A 13,174-nucleotide genomic window follows, 5' to 3' on the forward strand; every position below is an offset into this window, starting at 1 on the left:
TGTGGGAGTGGAATTCTCTCTTGCGAATCGTAAAGGGAATACCGTACTTGCCTTTGCGTTGTGTACAATTACTATGTATTTGTACATATTTTCGAACGGTTATCATTGACCGAGTTAGCCAATCGTGCCGGTGTAGCAAAATCGTATATTTCTTCAGTAGAACGTGACATTCAATTCAATCCTTCACTCCAGTTTCTACAAAAAGTATCGAGTGTATTAGCTATAAGCGTAGAACAATTAATTAACGAAAAAGAGAAAGAAGACGATTCTAAAGACATTGACAGAGAATGGCTTGAACTTGCAAAAGAAGCGATGAATTCAGGTGTTAGTAAAGAACAGTTCAGGCAATTTCTTGAATTCCCAAAATGGCAGCAGTCTACTAAATAAAGAAGTCAAATCTTATACGATTTCACTTCTTTATTTTTATTCATATGTTTTTCATCCTCAATAAATTTCCGAACTTCATGTACACATACCCCAAGCTTCTTTGCTTCGATTTGTGAAAAGTTATGACATCCATATATCTGTTTTAGCTAAAATCTCCACTAGTCTCCGCTGTAAATGGACATAATCTCTTGTGTAAACCCGACTTTATCAGGAGGATCATAGAATTGATGAGAGAAAGTCAAGAGGTGGATGAAGAGCGGGCTAAACTGATATAGAAGCTAAGGAATTAGGTCTATCCATCCAGGAAATTCGAGAGTTCATTGAAAGCAATCCACTGCATCTTTTAACATAAAAGAGATTAGCAAACCTTAGATCAAATCGAAACAAAGTTAGACGTTTTGCTTAGGCAAAAAGGAAAATAGGTCATTGAAAGCCACCAGAAAAGGTGGTTTTTATTTTACACAATATTTAATTATTCATCATGAGAGAACAGAAAGGCAGTGAATAAGGTGGAGTAGAGTAGCATATGTTAAAAAGTCAAGAGGGCATGATCTTTTCTTAATTTTTATATTCCATGTTAAAAATTGGAGTTTTATGTCGCATTAACTAGATTGAAAGTTTAGGATATTCGGCATATAATGTTCTTAATAAAGAACGATGTTTTCTTATTTAAGAATATTTGCAGGGAGATGGCTGGATTGCTGTATCAGGGGGGAAGAAAATTGATGAGTCAAGAAAAAGAGATAGACCAAGAATGGCTTGAATTAATGGTAGAAGCAAAGAAATTGGGGCTCTCCATCCAGGAAGTCCGACATTTCATGACAAGTCACCAACTGCCTATATACAAAAAAGAAGATACGGCATCTGCATGAGAAAGATCTATTAATAGAGGGAAGTGAAAGATGTTGGAAGATAGGAATGTAAGAAAAGACAGTCAGTTTTCCGAAGTTTTGAGATACCAGCAACAATGGAGATACGAATCAGCACAAAAAAATAACAGAAAAGAATCGGAATTTCAGGAAAATCTCCTGCAAGCGTTAAATAGGATTGAAACAAAGCTTGATATATTACTGATGCAAAGAGGTAAATAGTGGATTTAAAGCACCTATTAAAGGGTGTTTTTCATTTGGTTAAATAAAAAAGAGTATGGAAGGCAGTTTTTTCTTACTTGATTATGTTTAAACAACTCTAATGTGTCCTCTGTTCTCCTTATGGTCTTTTATGTTACTTTAATAATTCTTTATAATGAACAAGTGGACCGAATTTTTATTATTTAAAACTTCAAGAAGTGATTGACATGTTACAGACGAGATGGTATTTTTATCTTGTGGTTGTTCTTTATAATGAACAATATATATTGTTTGAGCGTTGGGGAAATCAAGGTTTGATGAAGAATACATTAGTATGTTGAGAGTATTATCTATTTTTGTTCTTTATAAATAACGAATTAAATTCAATCCATGGACTATATGTATTGAAAAGAATTGAGAGTGTCATAACGAGGAAGAAGTGTAATGAGCTTTATCGAGTTACATATAGGATTGACCATGTCCAAACGTTCTTTAAAAAGAATGAACATGAGATATAATAAGCGGGTTTTGGAGAAATGAAGGTTTCTGGACATATAGGAGGAAAAAATGAGTGCAATAACCGGTATTTTTCATTTTAACGAAGAGCCTGTATTGATTGAGCACGGCCAGGGGTTAATGAGAGCCTTACAGAAATATCCCGCCGATGATATTCAAACATGGCATAAAGAGAACATCTTTCTCGGCTGTCATGCGCAATGGATTACTCCCGAGTCGGTTGGTGAGCAATTACCTTATTATGATTACGAAAGGCAGTTGGCCATTACAGCCGATGCTATTATTGATAATCGTGATGAATTATTCGAGAAGTTGCAAGTAGATCGTGCCGATCGAAAATGCATGACAGATAGTGAGTTGATTTTGCTCTCATACCACAAATGGGGAGAAGATGCTCCAAAGTTTTTAGTAGGTGATTTTGCTTTTATGATTTGGGATGAGAAGAAGCGGATGCTTTTTGGTGCAAGGGATTTTTCGGGAAGCCGCACCCTCTATTTTAATTATAATCAACAGCGCTTTGTCTTTTGTACGGTTATCCATCCCCTATTTTCTTTACGTTATATTGAGAAGGAACTTAATGAACAGTGGCTTGCTGAGTTTTTGGCTATCTCTGGAGTGATTGATACGGTAGATACTTCAATAACGCCTTATAAAAATATAGAACAAGTACCTCCATCTCATAGCATTTCAGTAGTTGGAGATAAAATAACGCTTACGAGATATTGTACTTTAACTTCAGGAGAACGGTTAAAACTAAAGTCAAATGAAGAGTATGTAGAAGCGTTTCAAGAGGTCTTTCAAGAAGCAGTAACATCACGGTTACGTACTTACCGTCAGGTTGGGGCTCACTTGAGTGGTGGATTAGATTCTGGTTCAGTCGTTAGCTTTGCTGTAAAAACTATGAGCACGGAAAACAAACCATTACATACATTCAGTTATATCCCTCCTAATGATTTTAAGGATTTTACACCTAAACAATTAATGCCTGATGAGAGACCGTTTATTAAATCGACAGTCGAACATGTGGGAGGGATTAAGGATCATTATTTAGATTTTGAAGGAAGGAACTCCTTTTCGGAAGTCGACGATTTTCTTGAAATAATGGAAATGCCTTACAAATTTTTCGAGAACTCTTTCTGGCAAAAGGGTATTTTTCAGAAAGCCCAAGAGGAAGGAATTGGAGTACTATTAAATGGTGGGAGAGGGAACTTGAGCATATCTTGGGGACCTGCTCTCGACTATTACTCTATCCTATTAAAAAAGCTAAAGTGGATAAAGCTTTATCAAGAATTGAATCAATATAGCAAAAATGTTGGGGGACCTAGGTTACGAAGACTACCAAACATTGTAAGATTAGCATTTCCTGTTATGAATAGGATTTTTCCATCTGGTAAAACATATCTTTTTCCTACATTAATTAACCAAGAATTTGCTAAGAACACTGGTGTTTTCAATAAACTTAGAGACTATGGTATGGATGAAACTGGATGGTTTTCCACAACGAATATATATGAACAAAGAAAAAAACATTTTGAGGATGTTTTTCATTGGAATGCTACTAATACAAAGGCGACGAAAATATCTTTACGTTATTCGTTATGGGAACGTGACCCAACCAATGATCTGCGTGTAATCCGTTTTTGTTTATCTGTACCCGAAGAACAATATGTTCAAAATGGATTAGATCGGGCGCTTGTCCGAAGGTCCGCAGAAAAATTTTTACCTGATAAAGTTAGGTTAAACCAACGTATTCGGGGTATACAAGGTGCTGATTGGGTTCATCGGATGATTCCATATTGGGACACATTTACAGATGAGGTACAGCAGCTTAGTACAGATAAAAGGGTTTTAGAATTTATAAATGGTCAAGTGATAAAGGCGGCTCTATTAAAGGCTAGGAAAGGGGTTCGACCAGAATATGCCACTGATCCTGATTATAGGATTTTAATGCGTAGCTTAATCCTATATCGATTTATTAAAAATTTTGATTGAAAGGAGGTGATATTATGAAAAAAGAATGGCAGAAACCTGTATTAGAAGTGCTTGATGTCAATATGACAATGGGTCATACAGAACAAAAGCAACATCTTGATAAAGATTATGAGGCCGGTACTGCTTATGAGGATCTAACTTGGAGTTAAGAGAGAAGAAAAAGAGGAACAGAGTGATTTAATTAATTTGCTGAATTGTACGTATCTGCCTAGATTTCATATATATTGTATCTTGCAGATTACTAGTGTTTTAGGGTTTATATGCTCTGAAAGCCCTTATACATTAAAGAGAGTATAGGGGCTTTTAACATAACCATGGATATAATGGAGTGAAAAGAATGTTAAAAGCTAAAAAAAAAGTGGTATATAAAGCCTTTGGCTTATCCGTCACTAGTGAAATTTCTCTTCCAGAATTACCCCATATGGGTAATAAAGTAGATTCAATAGATATAGAAATAAAAATTGAAGATTTATCAGAATTATGGTTTGAGTTATCAAATAAAAAAAATCGATTTGTAATTAATGAAAATCTAGTTATGTTTCAAATTCCTAATATTGCAACTTTTTCTATTCAAGAAGGAAAAAGAATATCTGTTTTACCTATGAAAGAAGATGAAGAAGATATGATTCGACTTTATATTCTTGGGACTTGTATGGGTGTGATATTGATGCAGAGAAAGATATTTCCGTTACATGGTAGTGCAGTAGCCATTAATGGAAAGGCATATGCCATTATAGGGGATTCAGGTGTAGGAAAATCTACACTGGCGTCAGGTTTCTTGAACCAGGGATATCGACTTCTAAGTGATGATGTGATCGCTGTATCTCTCTCGCATGATGACTATATTCCATTTGTTACTCCATCTTATCCGCAGCAAAAGCTGTGGGAGGATAGTCTAAATAACTTTGGGATGAAAACGAGTCATTACCAATCGATATGTCGTAGAGAAAACAAATATTGTGTCCCAGTTCCCTCTAAGTACTTTCCTAACCCATTACCTCTTGCTGGAGTATTTGAACTGGTGAAAACTGAGAATGAAAAGGTTGAAATACATCCAATCGAAAAACTTGAACGATTGCGGACCCTTTTCTGTCATACTTATCGTAACTTTCTTATTCCGCGTTTGGGGTTAATGGACTGGCACTTTCATACCTCCGCAACTATCTTAAATAAGGTTGATGTTTACCAATTACGTCGACCAGTGTCTAGATTTAGTGCTCCTCAACTAGTATCGCTAATATTAAATACTGTAAATAAAGGAGAATAAATGATGATTAAAAAACAGACTATTTCATTAAGTAAATTAATTGTACAAGGTAAAGGTAACATAGTTAGTGATATGGATGGAGAAAGAGTTATGCTAAGTATTTATAACGGAAAGTACTATAATTTAGGTGAAATGGGTGGAGCTATATGGGATCATATTGAGAAGCCGGTATCTGTTATCCAATTAGTTACCAGATTAATGTCTGAATATGAAGTAGAGCAGTCCGAATGTGAGGAACAAGTCATTTCCTTTTTGGAAACATTGTTGGAGGAAGGCTTACTTGAGATTGGCGAGGAAGTGAGCTCTTAGTCTAGTATTTTATTTTTGATAAGAAGTAGGGACGTATAAATGAACATCGTCAAAAAGGTAAGAACGTTTTTTTCATTAGATATGAAAACAATGCTTCTATTCACAGAGGCTTTTATTTATCTGGGATGGGCTCGTATTCTCAAATCTATGCCATTTTCTAAGGTTGCTCCTACATTAGGCATTCATATGAATGAAACATCTTTAAGTTATAACGAATCGGATAGGATGATATTAAAGAATATTTACGAAGCTATACATATTATGAGCCGTTACACCTTTTGGGAAAGTCAATGTCTTGTCAAGGCAATAGCCGGAATGAAAATGCTTGAAAGACGTCGGATCGAAAGCACGCTTTATTTAGGAACTGCAAAAGATGAGACTGGAAAAATGATTGCTCATGCATGGTTAAGGAGCGGTCCTTTCTATATTAGTGGATCAGAAGGAATGGAGAAATTCACTGTTGTAGGCAAATTTGCAAAAAAAATAGGCAATCAAAAGGGTTGAAGGAGAACGAATATAATGAATTATTGCAGTCTGGATTTGGAATATGTACCTAAGGAATTAAGGTTATTGCTGCAGGTTATTAAAAGAGAAAATGGCGATAAGGTTCATAAAAGCATGGAATTAACCTCAGCCATTGACTGGGGTCTTTTTCTTGCGATGGCTATGCATCATCGTACGTATCCCTTGTTAAACGCTGAATTTAAAATTATGGAAAATGAATTAATACCACCCTATGTTATTCAAGTTATTAATCAAGCGTACAAAAAAAATACGTTTCTTATGCTTCACTTAAGCGCAGAAATGGAACAATTAAGTAAACTTTTTTATGAAAATCAAATACGCCTTCTTGTGTTAAAAGGTCCGGTACTTGCGGAAGACCTTTATGGAGATTTATCCCTCCGTACATGTGGGGATTTAGATGTTCTTGTTCCAATCTCTGAGTTGGAAAAAGTGGATAAACTCCTTTTAAAGCTAGGCTATAAGAAAGATGATTATATTCAAACGGTATTGAATGACTGGAGATGGAGGCATCATCATGTAACATACTTCCATCCTCAAAAGAAGGTTAAACTAGAAATTCATTGGAGATTAAATCCTGGTCCTGGGAAGGAACCAAGCTTTAATGAATTGTGGGAACGGAAAAGAATTAGTTCTCTTACGAGTGATCCTGTCTACTATTTGGGAAGAGAGGATTTATTTTTCTTTCTTGTTTGTCATGGTGCACGACATGGTTGGTCACGCCTCCGTTGGTTGATAGATATAAACCAAATCGTTAAACAAAAGATAGATTGGATAAAACTTATCAAACTATTAAAGAAATATCAATACCTTCATGTCGGTGGACAGGCGCTTGTTTTAGCCTCACAATTATTAAACACTCCTATTACAAAAGAAATGAAACTTTTAATCAGAGGGAATCATCCCAAGCAATTGGCTCAAGATGCTATTTTCTATCTTGAAAAAATGGTGAATTTACATACAGATCCTGTTCCAGAGGATGTGGCCGCGTATCATAAGCGGCATTTATTTTCATTAATGTCTAATCAGCAAAAGTTTTTTTTCATCATGAGTTTTTTGTATCCATATCCTGAGGATGCTGAGACATTACCTTTACCAAAACATCTTCATTTTTTATATTTTCCTTTACGGCCCTTTTTATGGGCTTGGAGGAAAACGAGGAAGCATGTGTTGTCATAGGAGGAAGTAAAAATGAGAAATGTTTTATATTTTACAAAGAGAATTCATTCCTTTGCAGGAAGAATTCTATATCTTAACCTCATAGGGATGATGTTAATTAGTCTATTTGAAGGTATTGGTATTTTTCTTTTAATCCCGTTGATCAGTCTTACGGGTATTTTTGATTTTCATTTAGAAGAATCTTCCCCTATTTATTCAATCTATCGTATCTTTCAAGGTGTTCCTAAAAATGTAAGTTTATTACTTATTTTAGCAATATATGTATTGTTGATTATCGGACAAGGCTTTTTTCAACGTAATCAAATGATTTTGAATGGTAAAATTCAACAAGGATTTATTCGGCATTTACGAGATGAAACATATAAGAATTTGGTTCAAGCTAATTGGGATTTTTTTTTAAAAAAGAGAAAATCTGATATCATTAACTTAATGACAACAGAGTTATCACGTGTTGCTGGTGGAACGCACATGTTTCTTCAGTTCATTACCTCACTTGTTTTTACCTTCATACAAATTAGCATTGCATTTTGGCTTTCAGCACAGGTGACAATAGCCGTTTTATTATTTGGATTAGTACTTATCTTCTTTTCTCGAACGTTTATTCGAAAATCAAATTCGTTAGGAAATGAAACAGTAGAGTTATCAAAAACTTTTCTGGCAGGAATAACAGACCATTTTAATGGGATTAAGGATATTAAAAGCAATACGCTTGAGAAATCTCATTTAAATTGGGTTCGTTCACTAAGTTTGAAGATGGAACAAAATGTAAATGAGTTAATTGAATTGAAGACAACTTCTCAATTTATTTATAAAATTGTTTCTGCTTTTTTAATTGCAGGATTTGTATTTTTTTCCATCAAAATGTTTCAAGCACAGTCTGCACAACTAATGTTAATTATCGTTATTTTTTCAAGATTGTGGCCAAGAGTAAGTGGGATTCAATCAAACTTAGAGCAACTAGGTTCATTAATACCTTCATTTAAGGCTCTAATTAATTTACAAAGTGAATGTCTAAAAGCGAAGGAGTTAAATGAAGAGGACTATATGGATGTAGACCCGATTGTGATTGAAAAAGAACTTGAATGTCAGAATGTATATTTTCGATATGATCAAAACCAGTCTACTTACGCTCTTCAAAATATCAATATACAACTTCCAGCGAATCATATGACTGCCATCGTGGGCCCTTCTGGTGCAGGAAAAAGTACATTAATAGATTTATTAATGGGACTTAATCGACCGGAGAAGGGCGAAGTTTTAGTAGACGGAATACCTCTTACAAGTGATAATTTATTGTCATTAAGACGATCAGTCAGCTATGTTCCACAGGATCCTTTTTTATTTAATGGAAGCATAAGAGAGAATCTGTTGATGATTGAACCGGATGCAAGTGAAGAACAAATTTGGGAGGCACTCAAATTTTCGGCTTCTGCTGAATTTGTAAAAAGGCTGCCCAAAGGTCTGGATACTCTCATCGGGGATCGGGGAGTCAGGCTTTCAGGGGGAGAACGCCAGCGGCTTGTCCTGGCTAGGGCAATATTGCGAAAGCCTTTCATTCTTGTTTTGGATGAAGCGACAAGCGCATTAGATACGGAAAATGAAGCGAAAATTCAAGCGGCACTTGAAAGATTAAAGGGAACGATGACGATTATTGTTATTGCCCATCGTTTATCGACCATCCGTAATGCTGATCAGGTCATCGTATTAGAACAGGGAGAAGTCATTCAAAAAGGTGGATTTAGTCAACTGGCAAACGAAAAAAGAGGTATGTTTAGCAATCTATTAGAAAAGCAAATTAATAATTTATAATGAACACCTGCATGTATGCGGGTGTTTTCATCTGTGAATAAAAATCAACTTATATCTTTGAAATACAATTAGTTATCTTAGCACTTTTTATGGACACGTGACAATCTCAGCCGGGGATTTGTTCACTGATTCTTCAATGGGGAGAACTGGTGAAAATTGATTGGTGCTGATTATACACTTAATTTTTTGAAGAATTAAAAAAATAGATTGACTTGTTCGTTATAAAGAACTAAAATGATTATAGAATTCATACATAAGACCTAAAATAATATAAATTTGTCATTATATATTTCGTTATGACTTAAAAATTATAAAAAATTTTATTGTTTAGTTCTGTATAAAGAACAAAAATGTTTGGAGTAATGCATACAAATGCAGTGTTAAAGCTTGGTGCTAAGACATACCGAATATTGTTGGAGGTTGCTATGCAAAAGGAAATAAACCTAAAAGTGCTATTTAGCGTCATTAAAAAACGCCTCTGGCTCATTCTAATCATTACAGCAATCGCTACAACGGCAAGCGGCTACTATAGCAGTATATCTAAGGATCCTCCACCAGTCTACCAATCTTCCACAAGTATTTTACTTAACACAATTGATAAAGATGCTCTGAGCACACTTGAAGTCATTCTTAGAGATCCTGCCGTTTTGGATAAAGTAGTTGGAGAGCTGGGGTTAAATAAATCATTAGATGAATTGAATAAACAAATCAACTTTGCGAATGAGGGCGGCTCAAAAATAGTGAACATTATGGTGGCAGATACGAATCCAGAGTTAGCAGCCCAAATAGCCAATTCAACGGCGAACATCTTTACCAAACAAATGGGCAGTATACTTGGCATATACGATACTAAAATTTTATCAGAGGCACAGGTAAGCAGCACTCCTTCCTCCGTTGGCTCAGAGTCAACGTCACTACTAAAGTATTTGGTCATTGGATTTGGTGCGGGGCTCGTACTGAGTATCGGAATCGTGCTTTTTCTGGACAGCTTAGACGAAACTGTTCAGTCAGAACGTGAAATTGAGCAATTGTTAGAGTTCCCGGTGCTGGGATACGTTTCGAAAATGAACGGAAAAAATACGAAGAGCAAGAATAAAAAACGAGTAGTCCAAACTTAAGGGGTGGAACAGATGACGCTTAAAAAAAGAGAAAGAGGTTTAATTTCATCTATCAGTCCTGCTTCAACCATTTCTGAACAATATCGAGCCATTCGTACAAATATTCATTTTTCATCTGTTGATCACAAGTATCGGACATTGCTTATCACTTCTCCAGGCTTGGGAGAAGGAAAGTCAACAACTACCACAAACCTGGCCATTTCCATGGTACAACAGGGTGCAAAAGTATTAGTCATTGATGCTGATTTAAGAAAACCGACATTACATACAACGTTTAATATTGATAATACGACAGGGTTGGCGAACATCCTCAGAAGAGAAACAACACTTACAGAAGCGGTGAATCGGACAGAAATCGAAGGGCTGGAGATCATAACAAGCGGACCGGTCCCATCAAATCCGGCCGAACTCATTGGTTCACAGGCTCTGGACGAATTGATTGGAACAGCACAAGAGCATTATCATATTGTATTATTTGACTCTTCTCCCGTGCTGGAAGTAACGGATGCAAGAATCTTGGCCAACAAATGTGATGGAGTCATTTTAGTCTTATGCAATGGCAAGACAAAAAGTGAAATGGCAGTTGAGGCAAAAAGATTGTTGGAACTTGTAAAGGCGAAGTGTATAGGTGCGATCTTCAATCAAAAAAGCAAATAATTTTACCCAAAAAATTTTATCATTTTGTTCTTTATTAAGAACTTGTGTGTATTTTATAAAGTGCTACAAATAAAAAAATTGTTTTACAAGATCATTATTTTGGCGATGTCTCCTTGCCATTATCAATGGAGGCACTCGGTCATGCTGTGGGTTGAAAGAAACCTTAGACGCCAGTCGTCGAAAGTGTGGCGTGAGGAAGGGTTGGATGCCCTATTAAATTCAATTAAAGTTTTTAACTATGCGGTCTTTATGAACAGGATTTATAGTTAAGTACTTTAATAGGCACATTATGATTGATAAGGAGTTGTATGAAGGAAATGAAACATATAGATCAATATCCAAAATCTATTAAAAAAGCCGTCCGCTACATTAAGCAAGATGCAACAAAAGAACAATTGGAAGAGATTAAAAAGCTCATAGAAGATGCGATCGAAAGAAGAAAATCAGCTTTAAAGAAGACATCTTAATATAAACCATTGTTGAAAGGGTGAGTCTGTTGACATACCGTCAAAGGTTATCATTTTTAGCCTTCATGGATTCGGCTATTGTATTAACCGCCATTTTTTTTAGCAGTTTTTTAGTAAATGCCGATCTTCATGTGATAACTGTACCAATCATCGTAAGCTCCGTTACATTACTGCTTGGCCATCATTTTTTTTCTTTTATTTACAAGCTTTATAAAAAAGCATGGGAATATGCAAGCATAGGGGAGTTAATCATTATTTTCAAAGTGATTACATTTTCGATCATGGTGGCAGCTGCTGTCCAACTGCTAATTAGTCAAAATGTACACTTCCGTCTGCTTGCCGTCATCTGGATGTTACATATGTTGTTAATCGGAGGGTCGCGTTTTACTTGGAGGATGTTTCGGGACGCCTATATGAAAAAGGCTGATAACAAAAAACGAACTCTAATTGTAGGAGCAGGTTCCGCAGGTGCGATGATTGCCAGACAACTGCTAAATAACCATCATGCAGAATTACTGCCTGTTGCATTTATTGACGATGACGTCAAAAAACATCATCTTGATATACTCGGAATTCCGGTAATAGGAGGGGTGGATCATATTGAGAGATCCGTTCAAGAACTAGATATCGACAACGTTGTGATAGCCATTCCATCCTTGGGCAAAAAAGAACTGAATGTCATCTTTCAAGAGTGTGCGAAAACGAAAGCAAAAACGCAAATCCTTCCAATGATAGAAGATCTGGCGACAGGGAAGGTTTCGGTTAATCAATTTCGGGATGTACAGGTAGAGGACTTGTTAGGCAGGGATCCGGTCGAATTAAATATCGATAGTATTTGTGAATATATCACCAATAAAGTGGTATTAGTTACCGGCGCAGGCGGGTCAATCGGTTCGGAAATTTGCCGGCAAATTGCCAAGTTCCATCCTGAGAAATTAGTTTTATTGGGACATGGTGAAAACAGTATCTACACGATTGAGATGGAATTAAAGGATTTATACAAAAATACTGAAATCGAATTTATAACTGAAATTGCAGATTTACAAGATAAGTTGAAAATGATATCCGTTATGAACACATATAGCCCTCATGTTGTCTATCACGCCGCTGCACATAAGCATGTACCGTTAATGGAACGTAATCCGGAAGAAGCGGTCAAAAACAATGTCATTGGAACCATGAATGTTGCCAAAGCAGCCAGCATGCACGGTGTTGAAACGTTTGTCATGATATCGACTGATAAAGCGGTGAATCCGACAAGCGTCATGGGGGCAACAAAACGGCTGGCTGAAATGATCATCCAGTATATTGATCAAACGAGTAACACAAAGTTTGTGGCCGTTCGCTTCGGAAATGTATTGGGAAGTCGCGGCAGTGTGATTCCGCGGTTCAAGAAACAGATTCAAATGGGAGGACCGGTGACCGTTACGCATCCAGACATGATCCGGTATTTCATGACAATCCCGGAAGCATCCAGACTGGTCGTCCAGGCTGGCGCTCTTGCCAAAGGCGGCGAAATCTTTGTGTTAGATATGGGAGAACCGGTGAAAATTGTGGATCTTGCCAGGAATTTAATCAAGCTGTCAGGAAATAGCGTTGAGGACATCGGAATAGAGTTCACGGGAATAAGACCGGGTGAAAAGCTGTTTGAAGAACTGTTTAAAGAAAACGAAGTGAATGAACAGCAAGTATATCCAAAGATTTATATAGGCAAAACGACAAATCTTTCAATTGAAGAGATTGAAAACATCATCTCAACTTACCCTGCTCTTGATAAAGACAAACTAAGAGAAGAGCTATTAGCGTTAGCGAATCATAATGTCCAGTCGAAAAAACTAATTCCGATATCCAGCTAAAATTTCTTTTAAAAGGAGTGTATGT

General features: G+C 36.3%; 14 protein-coding genes. All 14 read left to right on the forward strand.

Annotation, left to right across the window (positions count from 1 at the left end; genetic code table 11):
• Window positions 1–60 precede the first annotated feature (60 nt).
• The 14 genes from ACFOU2_RS15190 to ACFOU2_RS15255 all read left to right on the forward strand — a co-directional run bounded on the left by ACFOU2_RS15190 (window position 61) and on the right by ACFOU2_RS15255 (window position 13,149).
• A complete protein-coding gene (locus ACFOU2_RS15190; RefSeq protein WP_377916534.1) occupies window positions 61–387 on the forward strand; it encodes a helix-turn-helix domain-containing protein in 327 nt (108 codons plus the stop codon).
• A gap of 725 nt (window positions 388–1,112) precedes the next feature.
• Entirely contained in the window at window positions 1,113–1,259 is a 147-nt protein-coding gene (locus ACFOU2_RS15195) for an anti-repressor SinI family protein (protein ID WP_377916536.1), read from the forward strand.
• A gap of 30 nt (window positions 1,260–1,289) precedes the next feature.
• Window positions 1,290–1,478: a hypothetical protein gene (locus ACFOU2_RS15200; protein WP_377916538.1), complete on the forward strand. Its 189-nt coding sequence runs from the start codon at window positions 1,290–1,292 to the stop codon at window positions 1,476–1,478.
• A 546-nt stretch (window positions 1,479–2,024) separates the two neighbouring features.
• Complete coding sequence (locus ACFOU2_RS15205; RefSeq protein WP_377916540.1) at window positions 2,025–3,965, forward strand: lasso peptide isopeptide bond-forming cyclase; 1,941 nt, start codon at window positions 2,025–2,027, stop codon at window positions 3,963–3,965.
• Between the two features lie 14 nt (window positions 3,966–3,979).
• On the forward strand, window positions 3,980–4,114 hold the full coding sequence (locus ACFOU2_RS15210; protein WP_377916542.1) for a paeninodin family lasso peptide: 135 nt from the start codon (window positions 3,980–3,982) through the stop codon (window positions 4,112–4,114).
• 188 nt (window positions 4,115–4,302) lie between these two features.
• Window positions 4,303–5,232 (forward strand): aldolase, encoded by a 930-nt coding sequence (locus ACFOU2_RS15215; protein ID WP_377916544.1) that lies wholly within the window; start codon window positions 4,303–4,305, stop codon window positions 5,230–5,232.
• Window positions 5,233–5,541, forward strand: a complete 309-nt coding sequence (locus ACFOU2_RS15220) for a lasso peptide biosynthesis PqqD family chaperone (protein WP_377916546.1) — start codon at window positions 5,233–5,235, stop codon at window positions 5,539–5,541.
• Between the two features lie 39 nt (window positions 5,542–5,580).
• Window positions 5,581–6,045, forward strand: a complete 465-nt coding sequence (locus ACFOU2_RS15225; protein WP_377916548.1) for a lasso peptide biosynthesis B2 protein — start codon at window positions 5,581–5,583, stop codon at window positions 6,043–6,045.
• Between the two features lie 15 nt (window positions 6,046–6,060).
• A complete protein-coding gene (locus tag ACFOU2_RS15230) occupies window positions 6,061–7,242 on the forward strand; it encodes a nucleotidyltransferase domain-containing protein (RefSeq protein ID WP_377916550.1) in 1,182 nt (393 codons plus the stop codon).
• Between the two features lie 12 nt (window positions 7,243–7,254).
• Window positions 7,255–9,051, forward strand: coding sequence for an ABC transporter ATP-binding protein (locus ACFOU2_RS15235; protein WP_377916552.1), 1,797 nt, complete (start codon window positions 7,255–7,257; stop codon window positions 9,049–9,051).
• Window positions 9,052–9,476: 425 nt separating this feature from the next.
• A complete protein-coding gene (locus ACFOU2_RS15240; protein WP_377916554.1) occupies window positions 9,477–10,169 on the forward strand; it encodes a YveK family protein in 693 nt (230 codons plus the stop codon).
• 12 nt (window positions 10,170–10,181) lie between these two features.
• On the forward strand, window positions 10,182–10,826 hold the full coding sequence (locus ACFOU2_RS15245) for a CpsD/CapB family tyrosine-protein kinase (protein ID WP_377916556.1): 645 nt from the start codon (window positions 10,182–10,184) through the stop codon (window positions 10,824–10,826).
• Between the two features lie 317 nt (window positions 10,827–11,143).
• Window positions 11,144–11,293: a hypothetical protein gene (locus ACFOU2_RS15250; protein ID WP_377916558.1), complete on the forward strand. Its 150-nt coding sequence runs from the start codon at window positions 11,144–11,146 to the stop codon at window positions 11,291–11,293.
• 29 nt (window positions 11,294–11,322) lie between these two features.
• Entirely contained in the window at window positions 11,323–13,149 is a 1,827-nt protein-coding gene (locus ACFOU2_RS15255) for a polysaccharide biosynthesis protein (protein WP_377916560.1), read from the forward strand.
• Window positions 13,150–13,174: the final 25 nt, after the last annotated feature.

The sequence above is a fragment of the Bacillus songklensis genome (genome assembly GCF_042649685.1).
Classification (GTDB): domain Bacteria; phylum Bacillota; class Bacilli; order Bacillales; family Bacillaceae_H; genus Bacillus_BA; species Bacillus_BA songklensis.